Source organism: Kitasatospora sp. NPDC001225 (assembly GCF_053597855.1).
This window is the reverse complement of sequence record NZ_JBSFJC010000021.1, coordinates 57704-72476: the sequence shown is the minus strand read 5'-3', so window position 1 is coordinate 72476 and position 14773 is coordinate 57704. Positions and strand designations below refer to the sequence as shown.

The 14773-nt window shown below is 73.8% G+C and carries 15 protein-coding genes; 13 read left to right on the top strand and 2 right to left on the bottom strand.

From position 1 onward, the window contains the following. From ACWDCZ_RS10125 to ACWDCZ_RS10110, 4 genes are all read left to right on the top strand, one after another. A complete protein-coding gene (locus ACWDCZ_RS10125; RefSeq protein WP_449815692.1) occupies positions 1-612 on the top strand; it encodes a DUF742 domain-containing protein in 612 nt (203 codons plus the stop codon). Next, a complete protein-coding gene (locus tag ACWDCZ_RS10120; RefSeq protein WP_449815691.1) occupies positions 593-1267 on the top strand; it encodes a GTP-binding protein in 675 nt (224 codons plus the stop codon). Before ACWDCZ_RS10125 ends, ACWDCZ_RS10120 begins: the two co-directional genes overlap by 20 nt. Before the next feature lie 387 nt (positions 1268-1654). Next, positions 1655-1840: a hypothetical protein gene (locus tag ACWDCZ_RS10115; protein WP_049652176.1), complete on the top strand. Its 186-nt coding sequence runs from the start codon at positions 1655-1657 to the stop codon at positions 1838-1840. An 801-nt stretch (positions 1841-2641) separates the two neighbouring features. Further along, positions 2642-3280, top strand: coding sequence for a winged helix-turn-helix domain-containing protein (locus tag ACWDCZ_RS10110; protein WP_449815699.1), 639 nt, complete (start codon positions 2642-2644; stop codon positions 3278-3280). A 204-nt stretch (positions 3281-3484) separates the two neighbouring features. On the opposite strand, the gene ACWDCZ_RS10105 is transcribed toward ACWDCZ_RS10110, so the two are convergent. Further along, positions 3485-4267 carry an IclR family transcriptional regulator gene (locus ACWDCZ_RS10105; protein ID WP_387966720.1) on the bottom strand — a complete coding sequence of 261 codons (783 nt, stop codon included), beginning with the start codon at positions 4265-4267 and terminating at the stop codon, positions 3485-3487. A gap of 431 nt (positions 4268-4698) precedes the next feature. On the opposite strand from ACWDCZ_RS10105, the gene ACWDCZ_RS10100 reads away from it, so the two are divergent. The 6 genes from ACWDCZ_RS10100 (at position 4699) to ACWDCZ_RS10075 (ending at position 10628) form a co-directional block, all read left to right on the top strand. Continuing rightward, entirely contained in the window at positions 4699-5808 is a 1110-nt protein-coding gene (locus ACWDCZ_RS10100) for an ABC transporter substrate-binding protein (protein ID WP_449815690.1), read from the top strand. 59 nt (positions 5809-5867) lie between these two features. Continuing rightward, the gene (locus ACWDCZ_RS10095) at positions 5868-6908 is read left to right on the top strand and encodes an NrtA/SsuA/CpmA family ABC transporter substrate-binding protein (RefSeq protein ID WP_449815689.1); all 1041 of its coding nucleotides are present in this window, start codon (positions 5868-5870) and stop codon (positions 6906-6908) included. Next, entirely contained in the window at positions 6905-7771 is an 867-nt protein-coding gene (locus ACWDCZ_RS10090; RefSeq protein ID WP_049652179.1) for an ABC transporter permease, read from the top strand. Before ACWDCZ_RS10095 ends, ACWDCZ_RS10090 begins: the two co-directional genes overlap by 4 nt. Next, positions 7768-8544, top strand: a complete 777-nt coding sequence (locus ACWDCZ_RS10085) for an ABC transporter ATP-binding protein (protein WP_449815688.1) — start codon at positions 7768-7770, stop codon at positions 8542-8544. The genes ACWDCZ_RS10090 and ACWDCZ_RS10085 overlap by 4 nt, the downstream gene beginning before the upstream one ends. Before the next feature lie 86 nt (positions 8545-8630). After that, positions 8631-9536 (top strand): ABC transporter substrate-binding protein, encoded by a 906-nt coding sequence (locus tag ACWDCZ_RS10080; protein WP_449815687.1) that lies wholly within the window; start codon positions 8631-8633, stop codon positions 9534-9536. Positions 9537-9539: 3 nt separating this feature from the next. Further along, positions 9540-10628 carry an LLM class flavin-dependent oxidoreductase gene (locus tag ACWDCZ_RS10075; RefSeq protein WP_387966725.1) on the top strand — a complete coding sequence of 363 codons (1089 nt, stop codon included), beginning with the start codon at positions 9540-9542 and terminating at the stop codon, positions 10626-10628. Between the two features lie 125 nt (positions 10629-10753). Here the strand turns inward: ACWDCZ_RS10075 and ACWDCZ_RS10070 are convergent, their stop codons facing one another. After that, positions 10754-11746 carry an aldo/keto reductase gene (locus ACWDCZ_RS10070; RefSeq protein WP_049652191.1) on the bottom strand — a complete coding sequence of 331 codons (993 nt, stop codon included), beginning with the start codon at positions 11744-11746 and terminating at the stop codon, positions 10754-10756. A gap of 442 nt (positions 11747-12188) precedes the next feature. Between ACWDCZ_RS10070 and ACWDCZ_RS10065 the strand changes: the two genes are divergently transcribed. The 3 genes from ACWDCZ_RS10065 (at position 12189) to ACWDCZ_RS10055 (ending at position 14761) form a co-directional block, all read left to right on the top strand. Then, positions 12189-13208, top strand: a complete 1020-nt coding sequence (locus tag ACWDCZ_RS10065) for an LLM class flavin-dependent oxidoreductase (RefSeq protein WP_074004290.1) — start codon at positions 12189-12191, stop codon at positions 13206-13208. 270 nt (positions 13209-13478) lie between these two features. Continuing rightward, on the top strand, positions 13479-14045 hold the full coding sequence (locus tag ACWDCZ_RS10060) for a TetR/AcrR family transcriptional regulator (protein ID WP_375873432.1): 567 nt from the start codon (positions 13479-13481) through the stop codon (positions 14043-14045). Between the two features lie 122 nt (positions 14046-14167). Next, positions 14168-14761, top strand: a complete 594-nt coding sequence (locus ACWDCZ_RS10055; RefSeq protein ID WP_449815686.1) for a DUF4865 family protein — start codon at positions 14168-14170, stop codon at positions 14759-14761. The last annotated feature ends 12 nt before the right edge of the window (positions 14762-14773 follow it).

Genomic DNA, 14773 nt, shown 5'->3' with positions numbered 1-14773 from the left:
ATGGCGGATCCGAAGGCGGATGAGCCGGACGGCCCGGAGACGCCGGACGGCCCCCAGGTGCCGGTGGGTACGGCCGGGCCGTCCGGCGCCGGCGGTTCCTCCGGCGTCGGCGGTCCGTCCGGCAGTGGCGGTTCGGACGCCGTCGACCGCCCGGACGGCCATGGCGGCCAGGACGGCGAGGTCGACCCGGACGGGCCCGACGTCGACCTGTTCCGGCCGCGCACCCCGGTCGACGACCGCTGGTTCGACGACGAGGCCGGCCCGGTGGTGCGGCTCTACTCGATGACCCGCGGCCGCACCCGGCCGGTCGAGGAGGGGCTGTTCGACCTGATCTCGCTGGTCACCGCCGTCGATCCCGGGCCGGTCGCGGGGGCCGTGCCCGCGCACGTCCTCGACCCGGAGCACCAGACGCTGCTCACCCTGTGCCGCCGCGAGCCGCTCTCCGTCGCCGAGCTCGGCTCCTACACCGACCTGCCGGTCAGCGTGGTGCGGGTGCTGCTCGGCGACCTCTACGACGCCGAGCTGATCAGCGTCACCCGACCCGTTCCGCTCGCCGAGCTGCCGGACGAGCGCCTGCTGCGAGACGTGATCAATGGACTCCGTGCGCTCTGACCCCCGCCCCCGCCCGGAGGGCACCGTGCCCGATCCGGACGGCATCGCGTCCCACCCGGCGAACGCCAACGACCCGCGTTGGCGCGGCGGTCCGGCCGTCGCGGTGAAGATCCTGGTCGCGGGCGGCTTCGGCGCGGGCAAGACCACGCTGGTCGGATCGGTCAGCGAGATCCGGCCGTTGCGGACCGAGGAGGAGCTCAGCGAGCTGGGCCGCCCGGTCGACGACACCTCGGGGGTGGAGGCGAAGCGCACCACCACCGTCGCGATGGACTTCGGCCGGATCGATCTGCGGCCGGGCCTCGCGCTCTACCTGTTCGGCACGCCCGGGCAGGACCGGTTCTGGTTCGTCTGGGACGAGTTGGCCCGCGGCGCGCTCGGCGCCCTGGTGCTCGCGGACACCCGGCGGCTGGCCGACTGCTTCCCGTCGGTGGACTTCTTCGAGCAGCGCGGCATCCCGTTCCTGGTCGCGGTGAACTGCTTCGAGGGCACCGAGCGGTTCTCTCCGGACGAGGTCCGCGAGGCACTCGACCTCGACCCGGACATCCCGGTGGTGCTCTGCGACGCGCGGCTGCGGCAGGACGGCAAGGACCTGCTCGTCGCGCTGGTCGAGCACGCCGCCGCCGGCCGGCACCGTCGCGCCCCGGTCGGCTCCTGAGGGCGGCTCGGCCCCGGCCGGACCCGGCTCGGTCCGGTCGGAGCAGGTCCAGCTCCGGCCGGGGGCGGCCCGCGCTCCGGCTCGACAACGGGTGAAGGACGGCTGGGCGACCGCCGTACGACGGGCGTGCGAAGAGTCGGCAGGTCAGCGCGCCGACCTGCCCCTTCCGCCCGGCGTCTCATTCCATCGTCCGCATCGTGGACGATCACTGCGCCGAAGGTTGCCTAGACCGGCCCGGCCGTGGAAGGCTCTGTGGACGAAGGCCGCCCGGCCATGCCGTCGGGGGCGCCGGAAACGCCCCGTTCGTACGGGCGTTGCAACCGGCGGACGGCCTTCGACGAACCGGCGAGGCATCGTCGGCGGGCACCGTCAACGGTGCGCCGCCGTGTGGAGAACGAGGGGGAGGGCAGCAGGATGACCGTCGGCCGACGACGCATCACCACCGCCGTGCCCGGCTCCCCGCTGCCCGGTGCCCCCATGCCCGGCGTCGCCGTGACCGGTGCCGCCGATCCGGCGCTCACCGTCCGCCGCTACATCGACCACGCGCTGATCTGCAGCGCGTGTTGTCGCTGACCGGCCTGACCTTCCCGACCTTCCCGGTACGTCCCCGGCGCTGACGGCCCACCCGGCCCTCTCGGTCCACCGTCCGACGCACCGCCGAAACCCGTCGACCAGGCCGTAGCGGACCGCCCGTCCGGCGTGCCCGCGGCCGACCAACCGGACCCGCCCAGCGGAGAGACCACCAGTGAACATCGTCTGCCCCAGCACCACCCCCGGCATCGTCGGCCGTACCCGAACGGCCGGGTCGGCCCCCGCGATGCGCGCGGGTGGACGGACCGGACGGTGGAACCGGTGCGGGAGCCGCGCCGTGGACAGCCGGCGGGGTCGCCTCGACCTCGAGCCGTTCTGGCCGTCCCGGCAGCCGCACCTGTTCGATCAAACGTGTCCCGGCTCGCCCAGCGCGTCCCGGCCCTCCGCCCGCTGATCCGGTTCGTTCCGGTCCAGCCCAGGCAGTACGCCCGGTCGACGCGCAGACGACTCCACCCCGTCCGTCACGCGCGAAATGAGCGGCACACCATGTCTTCTTCCTCCACGGCCACCCTGCCCCTGCCCACCGCGACCCCGCACCTGCGCGCGGTCCGCTCCGTCCCGCCGGTCTCCTCCGTCCCCGCCACCGCGCCGGTCGGTCCCGGCGCGTCCGGGGCCGCGGGACCGTCCGTCCCCCCGGCGTCGCTGTCCGACCGATGGCCCGGGGTGGCGGCCCGTCCGCCCTATGCCGGACCGACCCACGCCGGAACGGCCCACGTCGGCCCGGCCCATGTCGGACCGACCCGTCCGGCGACCGTCCCGGCACCCGCAGCCGCGCAGCCGGGAGTGACCGTCCCGCAGGTGCCCCAGGCGCTGCTCGCCGCGCTGCCGGAGGGGGCGGCCGTCGTCGCCACCCTGCCGCAGGGCGCGCTGCCGCAGGGTCTGCTCGCCCAGTACGGAATCCAGTTCGGCGGCGTGAACGGCGGCGCGATGGTCGGGTACCTGGTGCTGGTGCCGACCGAGGGCCCGGCGGCGCAGGTCGTCGGCCTGCCGGGGGCTCCGGCCGGTGTCGGGGCCGCCGCCCCGTCCGGAACCCACACGCTCCCCGGGGCCCACCCGGCCCACGGGGCGCAGCCGACGACCGGCGGGCCCGCCGGCCAGACCGTGGCCGGGGTCCGTCCGGTCCGCCCGGCCGGGCGCGGCATCGCCGTCGACACCGAGCGGCGCAACGCCTACGTCGACGGGCGGCTGCTCGACCTCACCTACCTGGAGTTCGAGCTGCTGGCCCACCTCACCGAGCACCCGCAGCGGGTGCACACCCGGGACCACCTGGTCTCCGCGGTCTGGGGCTACGGCCACGTCGGGGACGGGCGGACGGTCGACGTGCACGTCGCCCGGCTGCGCCGCAAGCTCGGACCGGCCTACCGGGACACCATCGTGACGGTCCGCCGGGTCGGCTACAAGTACACCCCGGCCGCGGTCTGACGGCTGGTTCCGGCCTGACGGCGGATCTGACAGCCGATCTGACGGCCGGTCCGGCGTCCGATCTGGCAGCCGGTCGCCAACGGCCTCTTGCCGCCGGTCGGTTGAAATTCGGCCGGTCGAAGCAGCGGACCGCTCGTCCTGGACACGGACGGGCGGCCCGCTGCTTCGTCGCGTTCCGGCGGCGCGGAAGGAGCGCCGGGAGCGTCAGCCGCGCTGGTCCGGCGGGAGCAGGAGGACGGCGAGGGCGTCGGCGCAGCCGCGGGCGTGGCCGAGGAACCAGTCCAGCCGGTCGTCGGTGAGGTGCGCGGGCGTCGAACGGACCGCCAGCGCGAACCGCGCCTGCCCGGCGCCGTCCAGGACGGGCACGGCCACCGTCCGCACCCCGGCGGTCGACTCGCCGTCGTTGAGCGCGTACCCGGCCGTTCGGACCTTCGCCAACTCCTCCTCCAGGACCGCCGGTTCGGTGATCGTGCGGTCGGTGAAGGAGGCCAGCGGGCCGAGTGTCGAGGGCGTCGTCTCGCCCGGGCGGGGCCAGGCCAGCAGGACCTTGCCGAGCGCCGTGGAGTGCAGCGGGCGGCGCAGGCCCAGTCCGGTATCCGGGCGGACCGATCCGCCGACCAGGATCACCGCGTGCGCGCCGCTGCGGATCGCCAGGTCGGCGGTGGCCTTGGTGCGCCGGGACAGCAGCTCCAGCTCGGGCCCGGCGAGGTGCAACCCGCGCTGGTGGAAGGTGAGCTGGCCGAGTTCGGCGACGGCCGGACCGAGCCGGTAGCGGGCGGTCTGCTCGTCCTGCTCCAGGAACCCGGCGCTGACCAGCGTGCGGGCCAGCCGGTGCGCGGTGGAGACCGACAGGCCCATCCGGCGGGCCAGGTCCGAGGCGCTCAGGTCGGGGCCGTTGTCATGGAAGCAGTGCAGGAGTCCGAGCGCGCGCTGGACGGCCTGCGCACCGGCCGGCGGACTCTGGACGGCGGTGGCGGCCCCGGGCATGGCACCTCGCGTTTCGGTTCGGAACTCCGGCCCGGCGGCCGGAGGCGGTCTCAGCGTAGGGCAGCCGGTGCTGCGGGAATGTGTCGACGACGTTGCAATGGAATGGCGTTGATGAACAACCGATCCCATCATGTGGCAAAGACTTGCCTCGGGCTCGTCCGCCGTGGAACGCTCCTGGCATCGCGCCGGACGGCCACTCGGTCCAGGCGGCGCCTGCCCCGACTCTGCGGAAGGAGAAGCACCGTGACGTCCCACCGGTGTCTCCCCTCCCGTGCGTGTTGTCGCTGACCGACGCCTCCCGCGCCACCTGCCTTCCTCCCTGCATCGTGGCGTACAACTTCCTTGCGCACCAGGCTTCCTGTGCCTCCGTGCGGTAATCGATCCCGAGCTCCTCCGGCTGTCGTCGGAGCCCCCGTAGAGGACCAACTCCGTTGTCCAGTCGCATCCAGAACGCCTCCCCGCTTCCCGACACCCTCTGGTTCACCCGCTGCCCGGTGCCCACCGCGACCGGGATCGCCGCCGACCAGGGGTGGCTCGCCCAGGAGTTCGCCGCCGACGGCATCGCCGTCCGCTCCTTGCAGGACGCTCCGCCGGAGGTGGCGGCGGACCACCACTACACCCACGCGCTGACCGGACTGTTCCGGGAGGGCGGCAACGTCCCCGCACTGTGGGCCCGTTCGCGCGGCGAGGCGACCAGGCTGATCGGCCTCACCTGGATCGAGGAGCGCCAGGTGGTGCTGGTGCGGGCCGGCAGCGGCGTGACCGAACCGGCGCAGCTGCGCGGACTGCGGCTGGCGGTGCCGCATCATGACATCGGCATCGACTTCTGGCGGGCGATGGCGCTGGCCGGCCTCCGCGGCGCCCTCGGGCTCGCGGGCCTCACCCTGGCGGACGCCGAGCTGGTGGACGTCCCCGGCGTCCCGGGCGGCGGGCAGTGGTCCGCGGAGCTGGCCGCCCTGCGGGACGGGGTGGTGGACGCGGTGTACGTGAAGGGGGCGCTCGCCGTCGAGGCGGCCCGCCGGATCGGTGCGGAGGTGGCCGTGGAGCTGGACGCGGCGCCGGACCGCCGGGCCCGGGTCAACAACGGCACCCCGCGGCCGATCACCGTCCACCAGCGGCTGCTGGACGAGCAGCCCGAGCTGGTCGCGCGGTTCCTCGCGGTGCTGCTGGAGGCCGCCGACTGGGCGGCGGAGCACCCGGAGGAGGTGGTCCGGATCCTGCGGGCCGAGACCGGTGCCGGGGCCGAGGGCGTCGCCGGGGCCTATACGCCGGGCAGTCACCGCACCCTGCACCTGGACCTGTCGGCGGAGCGGCTGGAGCTGCTGGCGCTGCAGGAACGGTTCCTCGGGGAGCAGGGCTTCCTCACCGCGCCGGTGGACGTCCGGGCGTGGGCCGACCCGGAGCCGCTCCGTGCGGCCCGCGAGCTGCTGCGTGCGCGGCGTGCGGGTGAGGGCGCGGGTGTCGCTGCCGGCACCGACACGAGCGGCGCCGCAGGTTCGGGTGCGGGCGCCGACAGCGTTCGGATCACAGACTTCAGGTAACAGCGTTCAGCTAACAGATTTCAAAAGTTGTCAGCTGTCGGCTGTCATCTGTCACTCACATGGAGACCCCCGTGAAGACCCCCCGCCTCGCCCTCGCCGCCACCGCGCTGCTCGCCTCCACCGCCCTGGCCGCCTGCGGCTCGTCCGCCGACGGGGCCAAGGCCTCCGCCGAAGGCGGGGCCGGTGGCAAGGCCGACGTGGTGCTCCGCCTGCCCGACCCCGGCAACAACGGCTTCCTCGCCCGCGGCAAGAAGGACGGTTCGCTGGACCGGGCCCTGGCGGCCGTCCACGCCAAGGTCGCCTGGACCGGCAGCGCCGGCCCCTTCGCCCCCGCCGCCCAGGCCCTCTCCGCCGACCAGCTGGACGTCGCCCAGGGCTCGATCACCTCGGCCGTCGCCGCGCTCGCCCAGAAGCCCGGCTTCAAGCTGTTCGCCCAGACCGCGCCCGACGGCGTCGGCGAGGGGATCCTGGTGAAGAACGACTCGCCCGTCAAGTCCGTCCAGGACCTGGTCGGCCGGAAGGTCGCCGTCTCCCAGGGCGGCACCAGCGAGTACCTGCTGCTCAAGGCGCTGGCGAAGAACGGGGTCCCGGCCGACAAGGTGGAGCGGGTCTACCTGCGCGCCGACCAGACCTCCGGGGTCTTCAACTCCGGCCAGGTGGACGCCTGGGCGACCTGGAACACCTTCGCGACGCCCGCCATCGCCAACGCCGGCGCGCACTTCCTGGTCAACGGCCAGGAGGTCGGCTCCGACAACTACGCCGTCTGGGCGGTGCGCAACGGCTTCGCCGACAAGCACCCCGAGGTGGTCAAGGCGTTCTATACCTACCTGCGCGAGAACGGCGAGAAGGAGAAGGCCGACCCGGCCGGCTACCTCAACGTGTTCACCGACGCCGGCCCGACCGCCGTCACCCCCGCCGAGAAGGACGTCGCGGTGAACGTCAGCAGGCAGGGGACCCCGGCCGACGCCATCTCCGACGCCGACACCGCGCGGTTCGGGACGGTCGCCCAGTTCTTCGCCGACCAGAAGGTCACCAAGCAGCTGGTGGACGTCAAGCCCTACCTGATCGACGTCAACAGGCTCGGGGACGGTGCCAAGTGACCACCACGACAGAGAAGTTCACCCCCGAGGACACCCGGGCCGCCCTCGACGCCGGCCTGGTCGCCCCGCAGAGCCGGCGGAACCGGCCCCGCCCCCGCGCGCTGGCCGTGACCCTGCGCACCGTCGGTCCGCTCGCCCTGCTCGGTGGCTGGGCGCTCGCGTCCGCCACCGGCGCGCTGACCCAGGACGTGCTCGCCTCGCCCGCCCAGGTCGCCCAGGCCGTGGGGGAGTTGTGGGGCAACGGTCAGCTGACCGACGCCCTGTCCGTCTCCCTCACCCGGGCCGGGCTCGGCCTGTTCTTCGGCGCGACCACCGGCCTGGTGCTCGGCGTGGTCACCGGATTCACCCGGCTCGGCGAGGAGTTGCTCGACTCCGCGATCCAGATCCTGCGGACCGTCCCGTTCTTGGCCCTCGTCCCGCTGTTCATGGTGTGGTTCGGCATCACGGAGACCGCGAAGGTGGCCCTGATCGGGGTCGCCACCAGCTTCCCGATGTACGTGTCCGCCTCGGGCGGGGTCCGCAGCACCGACCGCAAACTGGTCGAGGCGATGCGCAGCTTCGGCCTCGGCCGCTGGGCGATCGTGCGCACCGTCGTGCTGCCCGGTGCGCTGCCCTCGCTGCTGTCCGGACTGCGCCTGTCGATGACGCTCAGCGTGATCGCCCTGATCGCCGCCGAGGAGATCAACTCCACCGAGGGCATCGGGTACTTGATGGCCCAGGCGCAGAACTACTCGCGCACCGACGTCCTCGCCGTCTGCATCCTGATCTACGGGCTGCTCGGCCTCGCCGCCGACGGCATCGTCCGAGTCCTGGAGCGCGTGCTGATGCCGTGGCGCCAGGCCGTCCAGGGAGCGGCCCGATGACCGCCGACACGACCACCGCCGCCGCCCTCGCCCCCTCCTCGCCCCGTTCGCCCGCTCCTCCCTCGGCGTCCGAGCGGACGGCCCCGGCCGTCCACCTGCGCGGCCTGCGCCGGGTGTTCGGCACCCGGGCGGTCCTCGACGGGGTCGACCTCTCCATCGCCCGCGGCGAGTTCGTCGCCCTGCTCGGCGCCAGCGGGACCGGCAAGACCACGCTGCTGCGCATCCTCGGTGCGCTCGACCAGGCCGACGAGGGCACCGTGCTCGTCCCGCTGGTCCGTACCGTGGTGTTCCAGGAGCCCCGGCTGGTGCCGTCCAAGCGGGTGCTGGCCAACGTCACGGTCGGCCTCCCGCGCGGCGCCGCGACCCGGGAGACCGGGCTGAAGGCACTCGCCGAGGTCGGCCTGGAGCGGCACGCCGAGGCCTGGCCGGCCACCCTCTCCGGCGGTGAGGCGCAGCGCGTCGCGCTCGCCCGGGCACTCGTCCGCGAGCCGCAACTCCTGCTGCTGGACGAACCGTTCGCCGCCCTGGACGCGCTCACCCGACTGCGCATGCAGGACCTCGTCGGCGACCTGGTGCGCCGCCACCGCCCGGCGGTCCTGCTGGTCACCCACGACGTGGACGAGGCCGTACGGCTCGCCGACCGGGTCGTGGTCCTGCGCGACGGCCTGCTCGCCCGGGACGAGGCCGTCACCGTCGAGAGCCCGCGCGATCCGGCCGACCCCGCCTTCGCCGACCTGCGGCGCCGTCTGCTCGCCGACCTCGGCGTCCACTGACGTCCGCGACCCCCCGCTTTCCCCGACCTTCCCCCGATCCCGCCTGCCTTCCCACAAGCCAGGCCCGCACCACCGGAGTTGACCAGATGACCGTCACCCTCGGCGTCCACGCCAGCAACCCCTCGCTCTACTACCTCGCCCGACTCCCGTACCTGGACGAGGAGCTGGCCCCGCTCGGCGAGACCGGCGCCTTCCACCACTACGCGGACGGCACCCGCACCGGCGCCCTGCTTGCCGAGGGCGTCATCGACTTCGGCGGCACCGGCTCCACCCCGCCGATCACCGCCCAGGCGGCCGGCCACGACCTGGTCTACGCGGCGGTCTCGGCGCCCCGACCGGACCACGGCGCCCTGCTGGTGCTGGACTCCGGTCCGGTGCGGACGGTCGCGGACCTCAAGGGCGGCACCGTCGTCCTCTCCGTCGGTTCCTGGCAGACCCACCTGCTCGCCAAGGCCCTGCACGCCCAGGGGCTCTCGTACGGCGAGGACGTCACCCCGGCGCGCCCGGCGGCCGGTGAGGACCAGGCCCGGCGGCTGCGCGACGGCGAGATCGCCGGCTGGATCGCCCAGGGCGCCGAACTCGCCGCGGCCCGCCGCACCGGGGAGTTCCGTGAACTGGTCCGCACCGGTGACGTCATCACCGACCGCTCGGTGTTCTTCACCCGTCGGGACTTCGCGACCGGGCGCCCCGAGGTGGTCGCCGCGATCGCGACCGCGCTGCGCCGGGCGGACGCCTGGGTGGCCGCCAACCCGGCCGAGGCCGCCGCGATCGCCGCCGAGAACCTGGGCGGCACGGCCGCCGACTGGCAGGCCGCGCTGGTCGCACTGCCCTGGCGACTGGAGCCCGCCACGGCCGGGTTCGTCGCCGAGCAGCAGGAGGCCGCGGACATCTTCCACGGCGTGGGCTTCATCGACCGGGCGCTGACCGTCGCCGACGCCCACCTCCCCGGCCTGGAATCCCCGGTGGCCGCCGCGCTCGCGAAGGCGGTCTGACCCATGGCCTCCGAAGTCCTCTGGTACATCATCCCGCGCGAGGGCCACTACCCCTGGGAGCCGGCCGGGCGCCGCCCGGTAGACCTCCGCTACCTCCAGCAACTGGCGGGCAGCGTCGAGCGTTTGGGCTACACCGGCGCCCTGCTCGCGACCGACCTGTACGACGTCTGGACGCTCGGCAGCGCGCTCGCCGCCGCCACCACCCCGGCCTTCAAGCCGCTGCTGGCCGTCCACCCGGGGCTGGTCTCACCCACCCTGCTGGCCAAGATGGCGCTCAGCTTCGACCACCTGCACGGCGGCCGACTGCGCTTCAACGTGGTGAACGGCTCGACCGCGCAACTGCGCGAGTACGGCCTGGACGTCGAGCACGACGACCGCTACCGGCTCAGCGGCGAGTACTGGTCGATCGTCAAGCGCCTCACGGCGGGCGAAGTCTTCGACCACAAGGGCGAGTTCTACGAGCTGAAGAACGCGGGCGCGAGCCTGCGCGAGCTGGCCCCGGCGCAGCCCGGCGGCATTCCGCTCTGGTTCGGCGGCAGTTCGGCGGCCGGCATCGAGATGGCGGCCGAGCACGTGGACGTCTACCTGACCTGGGGTGAGCCGCCGCACCTGCTCAAGGAGAAGCTGGACCTGGTCCGCGAGCGCGCCGCCGCCCACGGCCGGAGCCTGCGGATCGGACTGCGGCTGCACCTGATCGTCCGCGACACCGAGGACGAGGCCTGGGCGGCCGCCGACCGGCTGCTGGACGTCACCAGCGAGGCCACCTACGCGCGCCAGCTGGGCGGGGCGAAGGGGGAGGACGGGGTCGGCTGGCAGCGGCAGTTCCGCCAGCACGGGGGCAAGGTGCCGGCCCGGGCCCGCGAGCTGGAGGCCTACCCCAACCTCTGGCCGGGGATGAGCCTGTTCCGCCCCGGCCCCGGCACCGCGGTGGTCGGTTCGACGGCCCAGGTGATCGAGCGCCTGCAGGAGTTCGAGGCGCTGGGTGTCGACACCTTCATCCTGTCGGGCAACCCGCTGCTGGAGGAGGCCCACCGGGTTGCAGAAACGGTTCTGCCCGCTCTGGGCATCAAGCGGCCGGCAGCGAACAGCTGACGGCTGACAAGTAACAGATATCAGCGAACAGATAACAGATGACAGCTGACAGATTTCGAAATCTGTCAGCTGTCATCCGTCGATCGTCAGCCAGGCGCCTCCCGCTCCGCCGGAGGAGCCTTGGCTCAGCGGCTCAGCCGGTCGATCTCCGCCAGCTCCTCAGCCGTCAGCGGGCCGCCCGCCAGCGCGTCGAGGTTCTGGTCCAACTGGGCCACGCTGCTCGCGCCGATGATCACCGAGACCACCCGCGGGTCCCGCAGCACCCAGCACAGCGCCAGCTGCGCCAGCGTCTGCCCGCGCCCCTCGGCGACCTTGGCCAGCGCCCGCAACCGGTCCAGCTTCGGCCCGGCCAGCGCCTCCTCGGTGAGGAACTTCCCGACCGACATCCGCGAGCCCGCCGGCACCTCCCCGGTCAGGTAGCGGTCGGTCAGCAGCCCCTGGGCCAGCGGCGAGTAGGCGATGAGGCTGGTCCGGGTGTCGCCCACCGCGTCCAGCACGCCGTGGTCCTCCACGTACCGGTTGAGGATCGAGTACGCCGACTGGTTCATCAGCACCGGCGTCCCCAGCTCGCGCAGGATCGCCACCGCCTCTCGGTGCTGCTCCGCCGGGTAGTTGGAGATCGCGGCGTACAGCGCCTTGCCCGAGCGCACCGCGCTGTCGAGCGCCCCCATCGTCTCCTCGATCGGGGTGTCCGGGTCGTACCGGTGCGAGTAGAAGACGTCGACGTAGTCCAGGCCCATCCGGTCCAGCGACTGGTCGAGGCTGGCCAGCAGGTACTTGCGGCTGCCGCCGTTGCCGTACGGGCCGGGCCACATGTCCCAGCCGGCCTTGGTGGCGATGAACAGCTCGTCCCGGTACGGCCGGAAGTCCTGGGCGAACAGGTAGCCGAAGTTGCGCTCGGCGCTGCCGTACGGCGGGCCGTAGTTGTTCGCCAGGTCGAAGTGGGTGACGCCCCGGTCGAAGGCCCGGCGGAGCACCGCCCGCTGCACCTCCAGCGGCTGGGCGTCACCGAAGTTGTGCCAGAGCCCGAGCGATACGGCGGGCAGCTGGACGCCGCTGTGGCCGGCCTTCCGATAGGTCATCGAGTCATAGCGGTCATCCGCGGCGAGGTAGCTCATGCCGGACATCTTGCCAGTCGGCCGTGGCGGATCAAGCCCTTGCCCCGTCCCCGGCCGGTGCCTATGCTCGCGGAGGATCGTGCGCGTGCGAGGCGAGGGGGAGGCGAGATGGCAGTCCGGACCGTGACCGCCGCCGCAGCCCGCTGTTGTTGTCGCCGCCACCGCAGCACCGTCCGCTGACGCCACCCGCGTGCCCTGCCGCCCGAGCGGCGCGCCGCCCGTCCCGTCAGCCGCTCCGCCGGTGCCCGCCCGTGGGAGTGCGGCGCCGGACCACGTACCGGCTCCCCGTGCCCCGCGCGGCCCGTCGGCTCCCGGGGCTCCACCGGCCCCGTCAAGCCCGGCCCGGTCTGCGCCGAACCCCTTCCCGAGGGCTCCTCCTCGAGCCCCTCCGACTCTTCCCGAGCCCCTCCCGAGCCCCTCCCGAGCGTTCAAGGAGACCGCCGTGCGGTTCACCGTCTCGTCCCTCGTCGCCAACGCCCCCGATCCGGTCACCGGCGTCCGGCGCACCCCGGAGCAGAAGCTCCACAACGTCATCGACCAGGCGGTCCTCGCCGAGCGGCTCGGCTACGACGGCTACGGGGTGGGGGAGCGGCACGGCGAGCCGTTCCTCTCCCCGGCCCCGCCCCTGCTGCTCAGCGCGATCGCCGCCCGCACCTCCACCATCCGGCTGTTCACCACGGTGACGGTGCTCAGCATCCTCGACCCGGTCCGGGTCGCCGAGGACTACGCGATGCTCGACCAACTCTCCGGTGGCCGACTTGAGTTGATCGTCGGCAAGGGCAACGACCCGCGCCACTTCGGGCTGTTCGGCCTTCCCGAGGAGCGCCAGTGGGAGGCGCTCGCCGAGAACTACGGTCTGCTGCGCAGGCTCTGGCGCGAGGAGAAGGTGACCTGGGAGGGCTCGACCCGCCCGCCGCTCCGGGACGCCACCGTCTGGCCGCGCCCGCTCCAGGACCCGATCCCGGTGTGGCACGGCAGCGCGACCAGCACGCGGTCCACCGACCTCGCGGCCCGCCACGGCGACCCGCTCTTCTCCGCCAACTCCTTCCACCCGCTGGAGAAGTACCGGGCGCTGGTCGACCACTACCGCGAGCGCTGGGAGTACTACGGGCACGACCCGGAGCGGGCCAGGGTGGGCGCGAGCTTCGGCGGACTGTACGTCGCCAAGCGCTCGCAGGACGCGGTCGAGGGCTTCCGCCCGTACTGGAACGCCCTGTTCGACTCGGCCGCCGGTCGGCACAACAACTCGCCGTTCACGTCGCTGGAGGACGCGCTGGAACGCGGTTCGGCCCTGGTCGGCAGTCCGCAGCAGGTGATCGAGAAGATCCACCGCTACCACGAGGCCTTCGGCAACGAGGTGGTCGGCATCGGGGTGGACGCACTCACCGAGGGGGCGCAGCGCGAGCAACTGGAGCTGTTCGCGAGCGAGGTGGCCCCGGAGGTCCGCCGCGCGCTGCCGTAGTCGCCCGCATCCGGCGCCCGCCCGCGCAGTGCGCCGTGCACCCCTCTACGCGGCGTGACGCCGGCCACCGTCCGTGACGTGACGCGCGCCACCAGGCGCGCCGGAATGCCGCTCGGCGGTGCGGGGGATGACGAACGGTCGAGGGGCCGTGGCCGCCGGGGGGCGGCGCACGGCCCTCAACCGTTCCGCGAGGAGGATCCGGGCGCCCCGGGGCGCCCGGGCGGAGTCAGCACTGGTCTTCTGTACCTACTGGTATGTACAGTGAGTCGCATGAGCACCCAGGACCGTCTCATCGAGAGCACCCAGGCCCTCCTCTGGGAGCGCGGCTACGTCGGCACCAGCCCCAAGGCCATCCAGCAGCGCTCCGGGGTCGGCCAGGGCAGCATGTACCACCACTTCACCGGCAAGCCCGACCTCGCGGCCGCCGCCCTGCGCCGCAGCGCCGAGCAGATGCGGGGCGTCGCCGAGGCCGACCTCGCCGCCCCCGGCACCGCCTACGACCGGATCGCCGCCTACCTGCACCGCGACCGCGACGTCCTGCGCGGCTGCCGGATCGGCCGGATGGCCCAGGACCCCGACGTCGTCGCCGACCCGCAGCTGCGCGCGCCCGTCGAGGAGACCTTCGACTGGCTGCGCGGCCGGATCGCCGAACTGGTCGCCCAGGGCCAGGCGGACGGCGAGTTCACCCCCGGCCTCGACCCGGCCGACACGGCCGCCGCCGTGGTCGCCGTCGTCCAGGGCGGCTACGTCCTGGCCCGCGCCGCCGACAGCGCCGAGCCGTTCGACCGGGCCGTCCGCGGCGCCCTCGGCCTGCTCGCGGCACACCGCACGGCCTGACCCGCACGGCCCCGGGCGCGCCGCCGAACCCTCGCGGCCGAACCCGTACGACCAGAGCCGACGCGCCCGCCGAAAACCAGGACGTCCGCCGTCAGACCGGCCAGAACCCGAGGAGCCCCGCCGTGCACGCCATGCAGTACGAGATCACCCTCCCCGCCGACTACGACATGGGCGTCATCCGCAAGCGCGTCGCCGACAAGGGCCACCTGCTCGACGCGCACCCGGGTCTCGGCCTCAAGGCCTACCTGGTCCGCGAGCGCGGTCGGCAGGGCTCGCCCGTCAACCAGTACGCGCCGTTCTACCTCTGGCGCACCGCCGAGGGCATGAACGGCTTCCTCTGGGGCCCGGGCTTCCGCGGCCTGAGCGCCGACTTCGGCCGCCCCGCCGTCCGGCACTGGCTCGGCGCGGGCCTGGCCCGTGGCGCGTCGTCAGTAGCGGGGGAGAGGACCGAGCAGCCCAGCACCGCCACCCGGGCGACCGTACGGCTGCCGGAAGGCGCCGACCCGGCCGAGGCCGTCGAGCGGGCGCTCGCCGACCTGCCCGCGCACCCGGACCTGCACACCGCCGCCGTGGCCGTCGACCCGAGCCGCTGGGAGCTGCTCAGCTTCGCGCTCTGGCACGGCCCGGCCCCCGAGGACGCGCCCGGCGTCCGGTACCAGGTGCTGCACCTGTCCCGCCCCGAACTGGACCGGCTGCCCGCCGGCCGCCACTGGTGAAAGGACCCACCG

Coding starts and splice junctions, on each gene's coding strand:
- ACWDCZ_RS10125 (WP_449815692.1), top strand. CDS start 1: ATGGCGGATCCGAAGGCGGATGAGCCGGACGGCCCGGAGACGCCGGAC.
- ACWDCZ_RS10120 (WP_449815691.1), top strand. CDS start 593: ATGGACTCCGTGCGCTCTGACCCCCGCCCCCGCCCGGAGGGCACCGTG.
- ACWDCZ_RS10105 (WP_387966720.1), bottom strand. CDS start 4,267: ATGCCCGGGGCCGCCACCGCCGTCCAGAGTCCGCCGGCCGGTGCGCAG.
- ACWDCZ_RS10095 (WP_449815689.1), top strand. CDS start 5,868: ATGGAGACCCCCGTGAAGACCCCCCGCCTCGCCCTCGCCGCCACCGCG.
- ACWDCZ_RS10085 (WP_449815688.1), top strand. CDS start 7,768: ATGACCGCCGACACGACCACCGCCGCCGCCCTCGCCCCCTCCTCGCCC.
- ACWDCZ_RS10080 (WP_449815687.1), top strand. CDS start 8,631: ATGACCGTCACCCTCGGCGTCCACGCCAGCAACCCCTCGCTCTACTAC.
- ACWDCZ_RS10075 (WP_387966725.1), top strand. CDS start 9,540: ATGGCCTCCGAAGTCCTCTGGTACATCATCCCGCGCGAGGGCCACTAC.
- ACWDCZ_RS10070 (WP_049652191.1), bottom strand. CDS start 11,746: ATGAGCTACCTCGCCGCGGATGACCGCTATGACTCGATGACCTATCGG.
- ACWDCZ_RS10060 (WP_375873432.1), top strand. CDS start 13,479: ATGAGCACCCAGGACCGTCTCATCGAGAGCACCCAGGCCCTCCTCTGG.